Genomic DNA, 19,049 nt, shown 5'->3' with positions numbered 1-19,049 from the left:
AATAGGCACGACAGGGAAGAGCTGTTGTGCCTGTTTGTTAACTTTAGCGATGCTGTAAGTATTTTTGTGCCAAAAACAGGGCACTGACATTTCGTGCTTCGTTGAAGTCAGCGTGATCTAGTAATGACATCATATCTGCTATTGGCCAGCGTATTTGTAGCAATGGTTCTGGTTCATCTCCTTTCAGACTTTCTGGATAGAGATTTTCGGCAATAACAATGTTCATTTTGTTAGAAAAATAGGAAGGTGCCATGGTGAGTTTGGCTAATTGTTCTATCTTCCTGGCACCAAAACCGACTTCTTCTTTCAATTCACGGTTGGCTGCCTCAAGGATACTTTCGCCAGGGTCGATAGCACCTTTAGGAAAACTTAATTCGTATTGTTCAATACCTACTGCATACTCTCGGATGAGTAACAACTCATCACCAAGGATTGGGATTATCAGAACAGCTTCCCGGTTGGCTGGCCGCATCCGCTCATAAACACGTTTTACGCCGTTACTGAATTCGAGATCTACTGATTGAATGTGGAATAAACGTGAATGGGCAATATTCTCTATGTTCAAGATTTTAGGGTTTTTCGGGTCATTCATAATTGCCCCTGACGGTATTAATATTGATTGAGTTGAGTATCTATGCATCATTACGTCATGAATTATTTCGTTAACCTTAGATTTCATGGCGAAATTGGGGACACTCCATAGCTTGACTAAATATGGCCGATTATTTTAATAAATGATAGTGATTATCGCTGGTCATTGCTGTTACTGTTATCTTTAATCCTCATAGGAAATAGAGTTATATTATAAGTAGTTCGAAGTGATATTATATAACTTATTGTAAAATATGTTAAAAATTGGAATGGCCTGATTCAGAGCTTAATGTGTGGTTGTTATTCTGCAAGCAGCAATATTGTCATGGATGTGGGAGGGAAGAATGAGCGTAACGGTCATTATATTGGCTATCTTGATCATTAGCCTGATTATAATGGCTTCCTTTCTGATTTTCAGATGGAAGTTGCATGATAATGTCCGTTACTTGCCTTCTGTTGCTGAGCCAACTTGCCGTAAACTTAATGCTGATGAATATCAGGCCATTGAATGTTATTTGAATCGTGTATTACCGCCAGTAACAGATCGTGTCAATAAAACAACTTGGCCAGCCTTGGTAGGCGAAAATGACACGATTTATACTATCTGTAATGCCATTACCCGGTTTGCTGTTGCTACAGATGAACCACATAGCTGGCGTTATTATATTGATATGGCAGAAGTTCATTTGCCATTTTTCTTTGAGCCCTTTATTAAACAGAGAAACATTATTGATGTCGTTCATACTGCGACAATACCGCTTGTCATTTCGATTAATGGCCATTTCTTAAAAGACTTTCAGCGGGATTTCCCTTCAGCTCTGGTAGTTTCAGATGCATCTCATCAGCAGGCATCGATCCAGAAAAATGGCGATACCAGTGTAAAATTCCAAGGTATTCGCAAAGAGACACCGGAAGAATACCGGTTGAATCACTCATCGGGTATTTGGGAGGGGGGATTTCTGTGTCTCGGATTTTTGATTTGGTTCCTTGCATTACTTTCACCGGCATTACTTTTGCCATGGCTGATGTTGATTGCAGGCAGTTTAATAGCTGTTAGCTTCTGGTCGTTATTCTGCCCACTCTCGGTACGCAGACGCCAGGATATTCATTGTTTTACTGGTATGCCAAGACGGTGGGGATTGTTTGGAGAATTTGAACAAGGACAAATGAGTAATATTTCTCTGGGTGGGATTGATTTGATTTATCCAACTCATTGGCAGCCCTATATTATTCATAATCTTGATCAACAAACCAATATTGATATTTACACTAATGGTCAGGTCGTCAGACAAGGGCATTATCTTTCTCTGCATGATGAAGAGAAGAATTATCCCTATCACCGTTATGGGAAAAATCTAATGATGATTGGTAGCAGTTTGCTTATTATGTTGCTGCTCTACCTTTATCAGCCAATTAGTGTACCAATGAAGCTCAGCTTTGTCTGGTTGCATGGTAGTAACACAAAGGTTGTCACTGATGCTAATGCGATAGACAGAATGGAGTTGCGGGTTGGGGATGTCTTGAAAGCAAAAGGAATTGGCATGTGTTATATGCCGCCGGATAATATGAATGGCAAGGGAGACGTTCGTTTTTCTCCGTTCGATTGCTCAGGAATATATTGGAATAGTACTAACCCACTACCAATGCCGGAATCAGAAATTATAGAAAATGCAGCTAAACTAATTGCAACTGTTAATAAGCAACTGCGTCTACAAGAAAACAATGATGCCGTTAATCCAGATCTGACTCCGAAAATGTCCAAATCTGGAATGATTTTGTTGGATAATTTTTCCGATATTATATTGAAAACGAAGAATTTATGTGGAAAAGAAGCAGACTGCTTTCGATTGAAGAATGCTTTGGTTAACCTTGGCAGTGCTAATGATTGGGAAGCTTTGTTAAAAGATGCAAAAAGTGGCAAGTTTGATGATATCAATGTCTTATTGCGTCCGGCAGGGGCTGAAGCCTTGGGGAAGTTAGTTGATGCGACCACATCGTCCTTTATCTATCGGGAAATAGACAAAGCAGCAATACTGCTTAATAGTCCTTCTCCAGGAGGGGTTCTGCTGATCAGTGATGAAGGCAAGCAGTTGGTTGAATATATGATGCCGCTGAGCATCTCTTATGATCATAGTGCGTTGGAACAGTGGCACGATTTACAGCGGTTATCAGATATGTTGTTGCAAACCCCCTTTGAGACAACGGGGATTATCACGGAATTATCTGAGGACGCTAATGGAACCCACCGTATTGTGTTGCATAGCATGCTGGATTCCATGACACTTGCTCGTTGTATCGGTACCACTCTTTTACTCTTGGTCCTTTTTGCTACGTTGATCATTAATCTTGTATTAGTTGTTAAGAAAAATCGGCAAAACAAACAACGTTTCAGCAAAATTAAGCAGTATTACGATAACTGTTTCAATATGACTTTCTCTCCTACATGTTGGCGATAATCGGCGATGGTGTGCTACGCTCTGCTTTTTACCAGCGCTGATATTAGGAGAAAATAATGAAGGATAATTCAGACTCCAATCAAGCTGTCCGTCTGGATAAGTGGCTATGGGCTGCCCGTTTTTATAAAACGCGGGCGGTTGCGCGGGAAATGATAGATGGTGGTAAAGTTCACTATAATGGTCAAAGAAGTAAACCGAGTAAATTGGTTGAACTGAGGGCTGAGATTAAATTACGTCAGGGTAATGATGAGCGTACAGTTGAAGTTCTTGCGTTAAGCAGTCACCGGCGCAGTGCGCCAGAAGCTCAGCAACTTTACCGAGAAACTGAAGCAAGTATTGCTAATCGGGAAAAAATGGCAATAGCCCGTAAAATGAATGCATTAACTATGCCTCATCCTGATCGCCGACCGGATAAAAAAGAAAGGCGCACGTTGATTAAATTTAAAAACACCAAATTGAGTGAGCCGGAATAGCCTGCTCATAAAGATGAGAGATATTTATGTCTAAACAAGACCAATTACACCGCTTTTTATTTGAGAATTATTCTGTGCGTGGTGAGCTGGTTTTAGCCAGTGAGACTTACCAGCATATTTTGGAAAATCATGGTTACCCGCAGCCAGTACAACAATTATTGGGAGAATTGTTAGTTGCAACCAGCTTATTAACGGCGACACTGAAATTTGATGGAGATATTACTGTTCAAATTCAGGGAGATGGTCCGGTAAAATTGGCGGTGATTAATGGTAATCACCAACAACAGATGCGCGGTGTTGCTCGTATTGACGGATTAATTGCTGAAAACAGCAGTCTGAAGCAGATGGTTGGGACGGGTTATATGGTGATTACCATTACCCCAACTCATGGTGAACGTTACCAAGGTGTGGTTGCTTTGGAAGGTGAAACTCTGGCGGATTGTCTGGATGATTATTTCAGACAGTCTGAACAGTTACCAACTCGTTTGTTTATCCGTACCGGTAGTCAAGATGGAAATATCGCTGCTGCTGGTATGCTATTACAGGTTCTGCCGACGGCAGAACAGAATAGTGAGGAGGCATTTGATCATCTGGTGCAACTTACTGCCACCATTAAAGGTGAAGAACTCTTCTCACTGGAAGTTAAAGAGATTTTGCGTCGTCTTTATCATGAAGAAGATGTGACATTGTATGAACCACAAGGGGTTGAATTCCGTTGTACTTGCTCTCGTCAACGGTGTGCTGACACGTTAGTGACACTTTCTGATGAAGATGTTAATCATATTTTGCAGAAAGATGGCAACATTAATATGGGGTGTGAGTACTGTGGTGCGCATTATATTTTTGATGCTAATGATATCGCTGAAATTAAGTCAGAAAAAAAGAGTCGGTTACATTAATTTGCTAAATAAGACTTTTTACCTTTTAGTTAGGGCGCGGATTCGCGCCTTTTTACTAATGTACATAATACTCAAAGGATTATTACGGGCTTTTTATCCTAAATAAAACCTAAAAAAATGATAGGTTTTCAATTTTTTGATAGCAATCGCTGTTAATTAATCATAATTATCTATCATTGCTCACAGAAAAAGTGTGACTACCCAGGAGCAATGACATGAGTGTTAAAGGTATTACCCCGCAGGAACTCGCGGACTACGGAATCCATGATATTAGAGAAATTGTTTATAACCCAAGCTATGAGCTGTTATTTTCAGAAGAAACCAAACCTTCACTCGAAGGTTACGAGTGTGGCACTCTGACCAACCTGGGGGCTGTGGCTGTCGATACGGGGATCTTCACTGGCCGTTCTCCTAAAGATAAGTATATTGTTCGTGATGATGTAACTTGTGACACCGTATGGTGGGCTGACCAGGGAAAAGGCAAGAATGATAACAAGCCTCTACAGCAGGAAACATGGACGCATCTGAAAGGTCTGGTAACTAAACAGCTTTCAGGCAAACGTTTGTTTATTGTCGATGCTTTCTGTGGTGCGAATGCAGATACACGCCTAAAAGTCCGCTTTATTACCGAAGTTGCTTGGCAGGCTCACTTCGTTAAAAACATGTTTATCCGGCCGTCAGATGAAGAACTGGCTGGATTCAAACCTGACTTTATTGTGATGAATGGTGCAAAATGTACTAATCCGCAATGGAAAGAGCAGGGTTTGAACTCAGAGAACTTTGTTGCATTTAACCTGACAGAACGCATGCAACTGATCGGGGGTACCTGGTACGGTGGCGAAATGAAGAAAGGGATGTTCTCTATGATGAACTACCTGTTGCCATTAAAAGGGATTGCTTCAATGCACTGTTCTGCCAACGTTGGTGAGAAAGGGGATGTTGCTATTTTCTTCGGCTTGTCTGGTACAGGTAAAACCACGCTTTCTACCGATCCAAAGCGTAAGCTGATTGGTGATGATGAACATGGTTGGGATGATGATGGTGTATTCAACTTTGAAGGTGGTTGTTACGCGAAAACGATTAATCTGTCTAAAGAAGCAGAACCTGATATCTACAATGCAATTAAACGTGATGCATTGCTGGAAAATGTTACTGTACTGGCAGATGGAATAGTTGATTTCAATGATGGTTCAAAAACTGAAAACACGCGTGTTTCTTATCCTATCTACCATATTGAAAACATTGTTAAACCAGTTTCTAAAGCGGGACATGCTACTAAGGTAATCTTCCTGACGGCAGACGCATTTGGTGTGTTACCTCCGGTATCTCGACTGACACCAGAGCAGACCCAATATCACTTCTTATCTGGCTTCACTGCAAAACTAGCCGGTACAGAACGTGGTGTGACAGAACCAACACCAACATTTTCTGCATGTTTCGGTGCTGCGTTCCTGACGCTGCATCCAACTCAGTACGCTGAGGTATTGGTAAAACGTATGCAAGCCGCAGGGGCCAAAGCTTATTTGGTTAATACGGGTTGGAATGGTACGGGTAAGCGAATCTCTATTAAAGATACTCGTGGAATCATTGATGCCATTTTGAGCGGTGATATTGAGGAAGCCGATACGATCGAATTACCCATTTTCGAACTGGCTGTTCCGACTGCATTGCCTGGTGTTGATACCCATATTCTTGATCCACGTAATACTTATGCAGATAAATCTCAATGGGAAGAGAAGGCGAAAGATTTAGCAAATCGTTTTGTTGATAACTTTGATAAATACACGGATACCCCGGCAGGGGAAGCTTTGGTAAAAGCAGGCCCTAAACTGTAGTTGTCAATTTTGTAAACCTCATCCGTATGGGTGAGGTTTATGTGGAATTTATCTTTGGGGAAGGTCAAACAGCAGTATTTCACTGTCATCATTGGCACTGAGCTGAAGGTTAGTTGCATTCTGGATAGCCAGACCATCGCTGGTGGTTGCTTTTACACCATTAACAATGACGTTGCCACGTACCACTTGTATCCAGATATGACGGTCTTTCTTTGTAACATATTCGGAAGTTTCATTGTTTTTAAGTGTCCAGCGCCACAAGGTCATATCTTGGAATATCTTCATTGAGCCATCTCGGGCATCAGGAGAAAGTATCAACTGACGGCCTTGTACATCCTCAAAACGGTGTTGTTCATAGCGTGGTGTTAAGCCTGTTTTATCTGGAATAATCCAGATCTGATATATACCCGTCATCTTTCAAGTTGCCTGCACTCACTCACCCCGGTCACATAGTTATCTATGCTCCCGGGGATTCGCTCCCTTGCCGTCGCGATGCATCTTGAAATCCATAGGGTATAGATGCAATTGGCTATCACTGTCTGGGTTGTATTCTGAATGACGAATACCTGTACCGGCACTCATAATTTGGAATTCACCAGCGGATATCTGCTCTTTATTTCCCATGCTGTCCTGATGTTCAATTGTACCGGAAAGAACATAGGTCAGTATTTCCATATCTTTATGAGGATGGGGATCAAAACCCTGACCAGCTTTGATGAAATCTTCATTAATCACTCTCAGCGCTGAGAAACGCATAAAATTGGCGTCGTAGTAGTTGGCAAATGAGAAGGTATGCCAGCTATCTAACCATCCATGATTTGCATGACCGCGATCTGATGCTTTGCGTAAATGGATCATATTCAGTTCTCCTCAATATTTTTTTACAGTCTAGTTGAGAAGAGAGAGCATAAAAGCTTAAAAACCTAACATTATTATTCAAATATTCTGAATGAATAATGATCGAACTTGTCCAATAAAAAAAAGCCAGCACCCGGCTGGCTAAAGTAAACACTGGAAGCAATGTGAGCAATGTCGTGCTTTCATATGTACCCTGAAGGTGGTTCATCTGAAAGCGATACGAATGATAATAATTATCACTATCGATTGTAAAGCGTTTTTTCTGGTCAAATATGGAATAATTATGGAGTTATTTTCTAACTTTTTGATAAAATTAGTGTTTTTTAGGATTTCATTTGATAATTTATTGAACGAGAATCATTTCATCTAGCTGATTCACTAAATAGAATTCTAATTACCTGCAATTGTTTAGCGGGAATCTTCGTAAATACTCGTCTTTTCCCTGTAGCCAATGTTTATCTTAGGTTGAAAAGTGTGTAGGGAAAATGCATAAGGTTAATCCAGCGCTGGAATCTGATAGCCATTTCCTTATATATTCTTATTTACGTCTTTCAACGTCATGAAAGATATCCTTTCAGGTAATCATATGTGGCATTTTTTTGCGTGGATGGTGTTAACAGCTTTGACTGCTTGGGGAATGATTAATCATTCATTGGATCAAAATTATCAACAGCAAACGGTTTCATTTAATATCCTTTATCGAGAGTTGAGCGAAAAGCTGGCACAGCATGATGCTATTGTTTCGCTTATGGATGCTAATATCGGATTAAAGCAGTTACAGGAAAATTTTCCGCAAATTATCGGATTACAAGAGATTCCAGTGCATGTATTAATTTTCCCTATGATCAGTGAAGCGGAAGAGGGAAGATATTGGCTTAATAGTACACGCAATAGTATCCGATTATTGATTGATCTTAATATTCTGATGAAAAATTTATCATTATTGTCACAATTTCGATCGGTACAATTAGATTGGAATAATCGCCCATTGATTAGATGGGGGCTGGAGGAAGGGCCGTATTTTTGGCATTGGGAGAAAAAGCTGACTAGTCGTTTTCAGCCTTTTGTGCTCAAAGCGAGTAATGATCAACAATGGTCGCAACTGCCATGGGGTTATATTACTTGTCTCAGTTTTTTATGGGCAGTGATTATCTGTTTTATCTTTTTAATTCAGAAAAATAGAAGATTGAGAAAGGTTTCTGATTTACGAGCACATTTCTTTGAGTTCACTCGCCTGAATACGATAGATGAAGTGGCAACAGGTATCGTTCATGAGTTAAACCAGCCTTTAACTGCGATTATGAGCTATAACCAAAGTGCGTTGAGACTAATCAAAAAGCAGCAATATGATAAAGTTATTTCAGTATTGGATTCATCAATTTTGCAAACTCAACGCATCGCAAATTTATTAACGCAATATCACGAGAAACTGACGACTGGCAGTACTATTTTACAGCCTGTTAATATCCTATCGATATTAATTCGGGTTGAAACGTTACTCGAAAATGAAATTAAAACGGGGAAAATAAAAGTCATAAAACATGTTTGCGATGATTTGCCAATGATATTTTCTGATCCATTATGGATTGAACAGATATTTCACAATCTAATAAGCAATGCAATTCAGGCACAGCAAGAAAAAAATCAGGCTGAGCATAAAAATTGGATCTGTATTGATATCACCTATGCTGATGAAATGATAAAAATTGTGATAACAGATGGCGGTCCTGGATTAAGCAATGAAGCCTTAAAGAACGTATTTATTCCATTCTTTACAACACGCCAGCAGGGTATGGGATTGGGAATGACTTTAACGGAGACATTAGTTCAGAAACTTGGTGGGGATATTAGCGCTGAAAATTGTGAGACAGGCGGTGCTCGTTTTATTATTTTATTACCAGCTAAGAAAGGTAAGGAGGAATAATGGCGGAAATGATTTATCTTATTGATGATGATGAAGCGATCCGTGATTCATTATCTATTTTATTGGAAACTATGAATTGGTCAGTAGTTTCATTTCCTGGTGCTCAAGAATTTCTTGATGTAATTAATAAGAAAAATATCTCAGAGCTTCAGGGATGTATCTTATTGGACATTCGTATGCCGGGAAAACCTGGATTGACATTGCAGGATGATCTTCTGAAACTCAACAATACGTTGCCAGTCATTATCATGACAGGGCATGGCAATATTGATATTTGTCGCCGTGCTTTTAAAAATGGTGCTTTTGAATTCTTAACCAAGCCTATTGATGCAGATTTATTGATTGAAACAGTTTCAAATGCATTATCATTTCATCAAAAAATATTTAAGCAGCATCAGGTATACGAACAATTGAAAGTCAAATTCAGCCAATTATCTGATCGTGAAAGTGAAGTGATGAAAATTATTTTGGAAGGCAAAACCAGTAAGCAAATTGCCCAACAATTGGCATTATCACCACGTACAATCGAAGTTCATCGTGCCAATATATTTCATAAATTAGATATACATTCTTTACCACAATTAGTAAAAGAGTATGAATTACTTAAATCATTATCATTTTGTGATTAAGTATTTCTACCAAGTTTGATAAGTAATCGACCTAATAGATGCAGTCTATAAATCTCATTAAGTTAGTAGAGGATAATTTACCAACTTAATGAGGTTTACTATGAAACATTCTCTTTTCTATACTATCCTGGCAGCAGGTTTATTCGCTCAATCCGCTTTTGCCTCATCACTAATTACTGAACGTAATATTACCCTTGAGTTAGCGAATAAATTAGCTTCTGAGGCAATTCAATCTTGTAAATCGAGTAATTATAACGTGACGGTTGCTGTTGTTGATAAAAGTGGGGTCTTGAAAGCCGTTCAGCGTATGGATAAAGCTGGATTGCATACTGTTGAGGCGAGCAAAATGAAAGCTTATACCGCATTATCTACCCAGAGAACGTCAGAAGATGTAATGAAAACCGCACAATCAAATCTTGGTGCTCAGTATTTAGGGGATATTCCCGGTTTTCTACTGTTAGCTGGTGGTGTTCCGGTTAAATCTGGTGATGAGGTGATTGGTGCTATTGGTATTGGTGGTGCACCAAGTGGCTCTTTAGATCAACAGTGTGCTCTTGATGCAATTCAAAAGGTTTCATCGGAATTGTAATAAAAATATTGTCATGTAATTAATATAATGGATATAAAGCCGGGTTTAATATATCCCGTAATTATATATTTTTGCATGGTTAATAATTGAAAAGTCATATCTAATGAGTTTTATTTTTAATTGGTTTTTTTATAATGATTAATTAATATCATTGTGTTTATGTGATTATTAAATAGATTTAATTTAAATATGTTCGATGTATATAACATCGAACATATTTATTTCAATGATTAATATAAACTTCATGGTGTTATCCAAAAAAATAAAATCTCTCTTGTGTTATATTTAAAGTCCTTATCAAAATAATGTGGTTTGTTTCATATCTAAACTATTTCTTTAACATCTAAAAGTGCTCCGTTAACTGACAAATCCGAAATAACAAAGAAATATTTTATTGCGGAGTGTCACCTATTGGAAAATAACTATGAGCCATAAAGATGGCTTCACTGCTTGGTAGCAAAGTAGCAATCTGGAAGATGAGAAATCAAAATCATTTGAGGATCTATTAACATGTTAAACAAAACACAGTTGGAGAGTTATGGATGACTGAAGGCATAGGTGATTTGAGAAATACCAAACTAAATCTATTTGATATGGAAGAAAACTTAGCTGGTTGGGCGCGACGTTATGACGATGCATCTATACCCTTCATCCTTCAAGTTGCTGCTTTGTTGGCTGCTTTCACTCACCCCAGTCACATAGTTATCTATGCTCCTGGGGATTCGTTCACTTGCCGTCGCGCTGCAACTCGAAATCTATTGGGTATATACGGGTGATTACGCAGACCAGAGATCTAGATATTTTGTCTGACACAACCAAATCACATAAATTTATCTTTAATGTGGAAGGAAAACTGGCTATCGGGAGTATCAGTAAAAAGGTTAATCCTAAGATGCTTTCTCACCCGGTCTTAGCGAAAGAGGCGGGAGGGAGTCGCGTCATTAGTGCTGGTTATATGTATCGATATAGGGACGCGGTGTATTTAGTGAATCATTCTGGTCATTATAGGCCATCTGTAGGGCGTTTATTGCCAGTTTCAGGATTCATAAGAAATAACTTTGGTTATCATACTAAAATTGTCCCAGCTGAAACATTTAAGCATGGAATGTTGAAGTTTTTTAGGTAACAGATTTTACATTTGCATTTGGTCATGGCAGAAGTCATTAACTGGGAAGATTCATAAATAGAGTTAGTGATAGGTTAGAATTAATTGTTTAAGATAAATTTTGCCTTTATTTTGGATAAATTTAATAGAGAATGCCTGACGACATTCTCTATTAATGTCAGATATAAAATAATTCTTCTGTGTTTTATGCAATTTACTTCGAGCTTATGTAATAAAAGATTATTACATTATTATCGTGCGCAATATCACGAAAATGCCCCTCCTCCTGCCTTCTACTCCCCTTAGTATCAAAATTAGGATGATGCTGCTTTATTTGAGACATTATTTAATATTTCCTCTTCGTTGTATTAACAATAATATCGGCGCTAATTTCTTTCAATTATAAAGGTCTGATTATGGTAGCTCACTTCGGTAAAAAGGCTTACCGGGCCCTATTAAGCGGTACATTTGTTTTACTGTCAGGCTGTGATAGCAATGGCCCTTCACCCAATCCCCCGAAAGAGCCAATGGCGCATCTCCCTATTAAAATACCGGGTGAAGCTGCCCGTGCCGGCGATTTACAGGCAGTGATCCATCTAGTGGACATAGCCGCATTAAACAAAAACAACCCGACAACAGATCGTGATTACAGTACTAACAGCCTGTACTTATGGAATGATGAAAGCTGTGATTCTTTGGCTTTCCCTTCATTAAATTGGAACGATACCAGTATAGTTCCCACTGGTAGCGATAGTTATGGGCCTTACTGGGTAGTACCATTAACTAAGAACGAGGGTTGTATTAATTTTATCGTGCGTGATGGTAACAACACTAAATTGATCGACAATGACCTGAAAATTTCCTTCTCCGATTTCAGTAACCGTACCATCTCTGTGATACCAGGCAGTAATCAGATCTACGGTAGTCGTGCGGAAGCTTTTAATTCCGTATTCGGCGTTTCTCAGGCTTCGGCGCATTGGGTCGATAAGCAAACATTGCTGTGGTCCGGCGGAGCAGATAAGCCTTATGTCCGTTTGTATCATAACCGGAACGACAAGGTAGGAGCTGATGACGAAGGAAACTTCACTGATAGCTATCTGACGTTAACACCGACGACTTTAAGCCAGAAGACAGCTGAGCGGTTCCCCCATTTGACGAAGTTAACCGCATTTCGTTTGCCTGCGGATACGGATGTCGATAAGTTACTTACCGGTGATTTGGTGGCGTTGGCGACCAACAAAGAGGGCTTACTATTATCAGCTACTCAAGTACAAACGGCTGGTGTATTAGATGATCGTTTTGCTAATGCTGCTGATACACTCGAGTATGGTGCATTGGTCAGCGGATCAGGTGTTACTTTTCACTTATGGGCTCCGACGGCTCAACAGGTAGCATTGGTTATCTACGATACAGATAAACAGGTAATTGCTAACTATGCAATGAACCGTAATCCTGCTAGTGGTTCTTGGTCATGGCAAGGCGATAAGGATTTGATCGGGGCTTACTACCGCTATGCTCTAACGGTGTACCATCCACGTTCTCGCAACGTGGAGCATTATGAAGTTACTGATCCCTATTCCCACAGCTTGTCTACCAATTCGGAATACAGTCAAGTAATTAACTTGGATGATGAAGCGTTAAAACCGCAGAACTGGGATAGCTTGATTATGCCGCGTTCGCAAAGTACACAAGCGGATATTGCGCGTATGACTATATACGAATCTCATGTCCGAGATCTCTCCATTGCAGACAGCACAGTACCGGAAGCTTGGCGGGGTAAATACCTGGCTCTGACAGCGAATAACAGTGATATGTTCAAACATCTCAAGGCGCTGAGTCAGGCAGGGGTTACTCATATGGAACTATTACCCGTATTTGATGTGGCTTCCATTAATGAGTTCAGCAACCAAGTAGCTGATCTTAATCACCCATTCAGTCGTTTATGTCAGGTCAATGCCATGGTGAGGAACAGCCGTTTTGCTGATTACTGTAATGGCTTACAGACTGTGGGCGAAGTGTTACAGGAACTCAAGAATGGTGACAGCGCTAATAACCCGCAGGTACAAGAACTTAATGCAATGATTGCAGAAACTGACTCCTATAACTGGGGCTACGATCCGTTCCATTACTCGGTGCCGGAAGGTTCTTATGCCACTGATGCTGAAGGTTCAGTACGCATAAAAGAGTTTCGCGCAATGGTCCAAGCTATCAAGCAACAGCTGGGGATGAATGTGATCATGGATGTCGCGTACAACCACACTGATGCAGCGGGTCCAACAGATAGATCCTCCGTGTTGGATAAGATAGTCCCCTGGTATTATCATCGCCTAAATGAAATTAGCGGTAACGTTGAATCCAATACCTGTTGTCACGATACCGCGCCGGAACACCGTATGTTCGCTAAGCTCATTGAAGACTCTTTGGTAACTTGGGTTAAGGACTATAAAATCGACGCATTTCGATTTGACCTTATGGGTTTCCATCCTAAAGCACAAATCTTGTCGGCGTTGGCAAAGGTACGAATGATTAACCCATCGGTCTACTTTCTGGGTGAAGGTTGGAACTCTGGGCAGGATGACCGTTTCGAGATTGCTTCTCAAATTAATCTTAAAGGTTCTGGGATAGGCACTTTTTCTGATCGACTGCGCGACGCAGTACAGGGGGGGGGTCCATTTGATTCCGCTAATAGTATTCGGATTAACCAAGGTGTGGGTAACGGTGCGGGCACACTACCGAACGAAATGACTTGGTTAAATGCTGATGAGGTGCGTCATCTGGCGGATCTGGTACGTCTTGGTATGGCGGGTAATTTGGCTGATTTTGTGCTGATTAATAAAGATGGCGCGGTGAAAACTGGTAGAGAAATTGATTATAAAGGGGCTATAGCTGGTTATGCCGCTGACCCAACCGAAGTGATCAATTATGTGTCTAAACACGATAATCAGACACTGTGGGACATCATCAGCTACAAAGCCGCACGTGAGGCGAATTTGGCGACACGGGTTCGTATGCAGGCAATATCCCTAGCTACTACGTTCCTGGGACAGGGGCTGGCGTTTGCGCAACATGGATCAGAGCTACTACGCTCTAAGTCTTTTACTCGTGATTCTTACAATGCAGGTGATTGGTTTAATCGTGTCAGCTACACCTATCAGGACAACAACTATGATGTTGGTATGCCCGGTTGGCGTGATGACGGCGAAAATTACGCATTAATTGAACAAGTGAAAAATCTGGTGGATAAACCGGGCCAAACTGAGTTGTTACAAATGACATCCTTCTATCAGGAGTTATTGCGCTTGCGTCAATTTTCACCACTGATGACTCTTGGCGATGGGAAATCGGTTAAGCAACGCGTTGATTTCCGTAATGTTGGGCCGAATCAGCAACTTGGACTATTCGTGATGACTATAGATGATGGTAATACTACTGACGATGACCGAGATTTGCGGTTTGACGGTTTGGTGGTGATGATTAATGCTGCGTCGCAGACTGCTACTGTGAGCGATCTTAACGTCAGGGGATTGAAGTTGAATGATATTCAGGGCGAGCTGGGCAATGCTTCTCTGGCGGCGGGTATCAGAATAGCTGAGGATGGTTCTGTCACGTTGCCGGCTTGGTCGGTGGCTGTGCTAGTTCTGCCACAGGATGGCGTTCGTAGCATAGGCTTGCCAGTTCGTGGCAAGTAATGTAGGAATTTCTTAAATCGGGGCGGTTGTTCGGGCCACCTATTATTGTTGAGGGAATTTTCGGTGGAGATCAACAGCGATTGGGGAATGCGGAGGGCCTTGCCTAGCTTGCTAACTAGTCACTATCGGAAAGTATTATACAAATAATAACTATCTGATCTTTGACATAATAGAAAAGTTCATTCAATTTGATTTGATGATGCGTAAAAACGCAATTGTTCGAATTACCAATATAGAGCTGGTTCCAGACGGCCTGTCTTTTTGCCTGTTTCTACAATGTAATCCGTGTCTTACCGCGGAACTTGAATAGTTCATCAATCTAAAGGAATTATCATGACACAATCACAATATTCCCAAACTCCCCGCCAGATCCTTACTGATGCTATCATCGACGCCAAAATACGCAAAAATTTGACGTTTGAGGATATTGCACAAGGAACGGGTCTAAGTCTTGCGTTCGTCACTGCTGCACTGCTTGGTCAACACCCATTGCCTGAAAATGCCGCCAAGATTGTGGTTGACCGACTCGAACTTGATGAGAATGCTCTTCGCCTGCTGCAAACTATCCCTGTGCGTGGCAGTATCCCCGGTGGTGTACCGACTGATCCGACTATTTACCGATTCTATGAAATGGTACAAATTTATGGTTCAACGCTGAAGGCGTTGGTCCATGAGAAATTTGGTGATGGCATTATTAGTGCGATCGATTTCAAACTTGATATCAAAAAGGTCGATGACCCTAACGGTGGTTCGCGGGCTGTGATTACACTAGATGGAAAATATCTACCGACGAAACCGTTCTAAAGTGATTAATTAATATTGGCAAAGGACTGAGTTCGAGGGAAAAGTCCTTTGCCGTTTCAGGAATGAATATCCGAAAATAGATGTTTTTAGATCATAAATAGAGGTATTTTGGGGCTTCATCATGAAAAATGCTGCGTTTGTGACACGCGGAATAACGCAGCACCATTGCTCATTGCTTTTGGCGTTTATTGATTATGTTGTAACGCGATGTATATAGGGAGCAGGATCAAAATTACTATTATGTTTTCTGAACGTATGAGCAAAGCCCGGCCATATCAGTGTTGGACGCTTATTTCGGGGATCAAGGTACCAGCTTGTACAACCACCGCTAACCCATACCGTATCTTTAAGCTGATGTTGTAATTCATTTACATAACTCTCTTGAGCTTCGGCAGAAACCTCAAGTACATAGTTGCTATTTTTCCTACTGTATTCAATAGCACCAAGAATGTACTCTATTTGAGATTCAATGATGTAGATAATTGAGTTATGGGTAAGCGTTGCACTTGGTCCGTTGATAATAAAGAAGTTTGGAAAACCTGTAACTGTGGTTGATGCAAAGGCTTCCATACCTTGAGTCCAGTGGTCTGCGAGGCTAAGGCCATCACGGCCATGAATCAGATGGGTATAAGGCGGTTGGGTGGTTTGAAAACCAGTGCAAAATATAAGTAAATCAAGTGGATAACTGTTGCCAGACACTGAGATTGCGTTTTGTCCATCGATTCGCTTTAAGGCTGATGTTTCGAGTTGAACATTATCTCGGAGAAGAGCGGGATAATAATTGTTTGCAGCCAAGATTCTTTTACAGCCAGGTTCATAATTAGGGATGAGTTTTGCGCATAATTCTGGATCGGAAATTTGCTGTTTAAGATGATCGAAGGCTATACGTTTTAATTCTGCCAGATATTCAGGAATAGAACGGCAAGCTGGATACAGAGACTCAAAGTGCCAGAATATATCTGAACGAAGAGCAGGAATAGACTTCGGATCGCGTCGGAACAATCGCTTTTCAGCTTCTGAATAACTTCGGTCGGGGCGTGGTAGGATGTAGGGAGCGCTTCGCTGGAAAATAACGAGTTCAGAGACACTGTTAGCCACTTCAGGGACTATTTGTATTGCCGAAGCGCCTGATCCGATGATACCTACCCGTTTACCTTGAAGAGGGATGTGATGTTTCCAGCGGGCTGAATGGAAAACTTCCCCAGTAAAACTATTCAGACCTTCGATCTGTGGAATATTTTCATCTGTTAAATGCCCGGTGCCTGCTACTAAGAATCGACCACTGAAAACTCCTGTGGTTGTGATAATTATCCAGCGTTCTTCTTGGTTATCCCAGTAAGCTTTTTGAACGTTGGTTCCCAAACGGATATGAGGCAATAACCCTTCATCTCTGGCTGTAGCCTGAAGATAGGCAAGTATTTCATGTCCTGGTGAAAAAACATAAGACCAGTCAGGGTTGGGGCGGAATGAGAAAGAATAAAGATGCGAGGGGATATCACAGGCTATACCGGGGTAAGTATTATCGCGCCAGGTACCTCCGACATCATCGGCACGTTCGAGGATAAGAAAACTGTGCTGAGATCTGCGTTTAAGCTGAGTTCCCATACCAAGGCCAGCAAAGCCTGCGCCGATGATAATAATTTCTACATCAGTGGCCCGTGATATGTCTATTTGTGGATTATGGTCTGGTGCACTTTTATTCATCATCGTTCTCCAGAGGGTAAGAGAGATTATGGTTGATCTGTAGGGATAATGGTTCCGGCAGGATAAAACGAAGGGTCCGTACAGAACTGGTCAATAACTCGTACCAACTGGAAAGGACGTTCATAAATGACAGCGTGTCCACATTCTATCTCTGTATAGCGTGCATCCTGAATTGCGCCAAAAAGTGCTTTACTATGGTAGGTAGGAACGATGTGATCATATTTACAACCAATAATCAGAGTCGTGGCTTTTATGGTAGGAACAAGTTGGGTGATATCAACTTGGGAATCAAGAGTTATTTGCAATGCATCAAATTCCCCCGGATTGATATTTTCAAATCCGTTTGCAAGCTGGTCTGGAAGCATGTTCACATGACAGGGACCTCTGAACGCGCAATACATCATAAATTCTGTAATAACGGGGGACTGGATTTCATATAACTGGTGCCAGACAGCAGCAAACCGTTTTAGCTGTAAATCTGATTTCATCCATCCTGCGATCAGAACTAAATTACGAACCAGATCCGGATGTTGAGCGGCAACAGCAGCAACAACGGCAGCGCCCAAAGAATAACCTATCAGTGTGACAGACTCTCCTGGTGCTGCTGTTTTAATAACGGCTTCGACCTGCTTTCCAAGGTGTTCAAGAGTCAGTGTTTCGTCTGCGTTTACTGGTTGAGTAAAATCCAGTGATATAACCCGGTGTTCTGTAGCAAGTAATTGAAACAAAGAACTGAAATGTATCTGTGTACTTCCGCCAGTACCATGCACTAAGACCACAGGATTTTTCTTATCATTATTCTTAATTGGACCCTGGGGTGTAGAGGTGAAAAACTTTACATTCTTTCCATCTACTTTTATAACACTTTCATTGGCACTGAATTCTTGTTCTGGTCTATTCATAGTAGTTAAACACTCTTGATAAATATGGGTTATAAGGAAGTTAAATATAAATAATTAAGTAATTTTCTTATCATTGCTTAATTAAATTAATAACTAATGATAGCGTTATTGTCAAACTATAAAATTAAAATAGTATCTTGTCTGAATATTTTCATTATTATTATAAAGTTCAGTATTAGGACTTGTTTATTGTGTTTTAGAAGTCATTTAAAATTGAGAGTAAAATATTAACTTGCTAATAATTTTGAAAAATTTATGGCATTTGCCGTTTGTTAAGTAGTTAGTTATCGACTGACCATTTAATGCTATGCTTCTGTCAGGTTAAACGGGGGAATTATCAAGACATTAAAAATTTTATATATTTTACTTTTCTCTAAATTGTTTGTTTTGCATTGACAGGTTTTCATCTTCATACCATAGTAATTACATTGAATATAATTTTTATTTTTCTTGTTTGATTTGTTGAATAATTTATTTTCCTATTGTTCTTACTTTATTGGGTAATAATTCACATAATTAAGTAAGGTAAGTAATTAAAATCAGGTAAAAAAGTACCGTACAGTGTTTTCCTCAATCTGACAGCATTTTGCT

At 40.4% G+C, this 19,049-nt stretch carries 12 protein-coding genes and 2 pseudogenes; 9 read left to right on the top strand and 5 right to left on the bottom strand.

What is annotated here, in order from left to right; genetic code table 11:
* Window positions 1-43 precede the first annotated feature (43 nt).
* Window positions 44-592, bottom strand: a complete 549-nt coding sequence (nudE, locus tag BDD30_RS21390; protein ID WP_041381441.1) for an ADP compounds hydrolase NudE — start codon at window positions 590-592, stop codon at window positions 44-46.
* Between the two features lie 343 nt (window positions 593-935).
* On the opposite strand from nudE, the gene BDD30_RS21385 reads away from it, so the two are divergent.
* The 4 genes from BDD30_RS21385 to pckA all read left to right on the top strand — a co-directional run bounded on the left by BDD30_RS21385 (window position 936) and on the right by pckA (window position 6,254).
* Entirely contained in the window at window positions 936-3,047 is a 2,112-nt protein-coding gene (locus tag BDD30_RS21385) for an IgaA/UmoB family intracellular growth attenuator (RefSeq protein WP_121302804.1), read from the top strand.
* Window positions 3,048-3,103: 56 nt separating this feature from the next.
* A complete protein-coding gene (gene hslR / locus BDD30_RS21380) occupies window positions 3,104-3,520 on the top strand; it encodes a ribosome-associated heat shock protein Hsp15 (protein WP_012776275.1) in 417 nt (138 codons plus the stop codon).
* A gap of 26 nt (window positions 3,521-3,546) precedes the next feature.
* Window positions 3,547-4,419, top strand: coding sequence for an Hsp33 family molecular chaperone HslO (gene hslO, locus BDD30_RS21375; RefSeq protein ID WP_012776276.1), 873 nt, complete (start codon window positions 3,547-3,549; stop codon window positions 4,417-4,419).
* Between the two features lie 215 nt (window positions 4,420-4,634).
* Entirely contained in the window at window positions 4,635-6,254 is a 1,620-nt protein-coding gene (pckA, locus tag BDD30_RS21370) for a phosphoenolpyruvate carboxykinase (ATP) (protein WP_012776277.1), read from the top strand.
* A gap of 48 nt (window positions 6,255-6,302) precedes the next feature.
* Here pckA and BDD30_RS21365 read toward each other — a convergent pair.
* Window positions 6,303-6,656 (bottom strand): annotated as a pseudogene (locus BDD30_RS21365) (pirin family protein); the annotation flags it as partial.
* 132 nt (window positions 6,657-6,788) lie between these two features.
* Window positions 6,789-7,112: pseudogene (locus BDD30_RS21360) on the bottom strand (pirin family protein); the annotation flags it as partial.
* Between the two features lie 586 nt (window positions 7,113-7,698).
* Here BDD30_RS21360 and BDD30_RS21355 point away from each other — a divergent pair.
* The 5 genes from BDD30_RS21355 to cynS all read left to right on the top strand — a co-directional run bounded on the left by BDD30_RS21355 (window position 7,699) and on the right by cynS (window position 15,852).
* Window positions 7,699-9,036, top strand: coding sequence for a sensor histidine kinase (locus BDD30_RS21355; RefSeq protein WP_041381442.1), 1,338 nt, complete (start codon window positions 7,699-7,701; stop codon window positions 9,034-9,036).
* A complete protein-coding gene (locus BDD30_RS21350; RefSeq protein WP_012776281.1) occupies window positions 9,036-9,665 on the top strand; it encodes a response regulator transcription factor in 630 nt (209 codons plus the stop codon). The genes BDD30_RS21355 and BDD30_RS21350 overlap by 1 nt, the downstream gene beginning before the upstream one ends.
* Window positions 9,666-9,765: 100 nt before the next feature.
* The gene (locus tag BDD30_RS21345; protein WP_012776282.1) at window positions 9,766-10,254 is read left to right on the top strand and encodes a GlcG/HbpS family heme-binding protein; all 489 of its coding nucleotides are present in this window, start codon (window positions 9,766-9,768) and stop codon (window positions 10,252-10,254) included.
* A 1,521-nt stretch (window positions 10,255-11,775) separates the two neighbouring features.
* Window positions 11,776-15,048 carry a pullulanase-type alpha-1,6-glucosidase gene (gene pulA / locus BDD30_RS21330; protein WP_012776285.1) on the top strand — a complete coding sequence of 1,091 codons (3,273 nt, stop codon included), beginning with the start codon at window positions 11,776-11,778 and terminating at the stop codon, window positions 15,046-15,048.
* Between the two features lie 333 nt (window positions 15,049-15,381).
* Window positions 15,382-15,852, top strand: coding sequence for a cyanase (cynS, locus tag BDD30_RS21325; protein WP_012776286.1), 471 nt, complete (start codon window positions 15,382-15,384; stop codon window positions 15,850-15,852).
* A 192-nt stretch (window positions 15,853-16,044) separates the two neighbouring features.
* On the opposite strand, the gene BDD30_RS21320 is transcribed toward cynS, so the two are convergent.
* Both BDD30_RS21320 and BDD30_RS21315 read right to left on the bottom strand, forming a co-directional pair.
* The gene (locus BDD30_RS21320) at window positions 16,045-17,559 is read right to left on the bottom strand and encodes a flavin-containing monooxygenase (RefSeq protein WP_197535147.1); all 1,515 of its coding nucleotides are present in this window, start codon (window positions 17,557-17,559) and stop codon (window positions 16,045-16,047) included.
* Between the two features lie 23 nt (window positions 17,560-17,582).
* Window positions 17,583-18,458, bottom strand: coding sequence for an alpha/beta fold hydrolase (locus BDD30_RS21315; protein ID WP_012776288.1), 876 nt, complete (start codon window positions 18,456-18,458; stop codon window positions 17,583-17,585).
* Between the last annotated feature and the right edge of the window lie 591 nt (window positions 18,459-19,049).

Source organism: Photorhabdus asymbiotica, assembly GCF_003634575.1.
GTDB classification, from domain to species: Bacteria; Pseudomonadota; Gammaproteobacteria; order Enterobacterales; family Enterobacteriaceae; genus Photorhabdus; species Photorhabdus asymbiotica.
This window is presented reverse-complemented; position numbering and strand designations above follow the sequence as displayed.

What these genes read in the sequence shown, in the direction of transcription:
- nudE (WP_041381441.1), bottom strand. Translation starts at nt 592, where the DNA reads ATGAATGACCCGAAAAACCCTAAAATCTTGAACATAGAGAATATTGCC.
- BDD30_RS21385 (WP_121302804.1), top strand. Translation starts at nt 936, where the DNA reads ATGAGCGTAACGGTCATTATATTGGCTATCTTGATCATTAGCCTGATT.
- hslR (WP_012776275.1), top strand. Translation starts at nt 3,104, where the DNA reads ATGAAGGATAATTCAGACTCCAATCAAGCTGTCCGTCTGGATAAGTGG.
- hslO (WP_012776276.1), top strand. Translation starts at nt 3,547, where the DNA reads ATGTCTAAACAAGACCAATTACACCGCTTTTTATTTGAGAATTATTCT.
- pckA (WP_012776277.1), top strand. Translation starts at nt 4,635, where the DNA reads ATGAGTGTTAAAGGTATTACCCCGCAGGAACTCGCGGACTACGGAATC.
- BDD30_RS21355 (WP_041381442.1), top strand. Translation starts at nt 7,699, where the DNA reads ATGTGGCATTTTTTTGCGTGGATGGTGTTAACAGCTTTGACTGCTTGG.
- BDD30_RS21350 (WP_012776281.1), top strand. Translation starts at nt 9,036, where the DNA reads ATGGCGGAAATGATTTATCTTATTGATGATGATGAAGCGATCCGTGAT.
- BDD30_RS21345 (WP_012776282.1), top strand. Translation starts at nt 9,766, where the DNA reads ATGAAACATTCTCTTTTCTATACTATCCTGGCAGCAGGTTTATTCGCT.
- pulA (WP_012776285.1), top strand. Translation starts at nt 11,776, where the DNA reads ATGGTAGCTCACTTCGGTAAAAAGGCTTACCGGGCCCTATTAAGCGGT.
- cynS (WP_012776286.1), top strand. Translation starts at nt 15,382, where the DNA reads ATGACACAATCACAATATTCCCAAACTCCCCGCCAGATCCTTACTGAT.
- BDD30_RS21320 (WP_197535147.1), bottom strand. Translation starts at nt 17,559, where the DNA reads ATGATGAATAAAAGTGCACCAGACCATAATCCACAAATAGACATATCA.
- BDD30_RS21315 (WP_012776288.1), bottom strand. Translation starts at nt 18,458, where the DNA reads ATGAATAGACCAGAACAAGAATTCAGTGCCAATGAAAGTGTTATAAAA.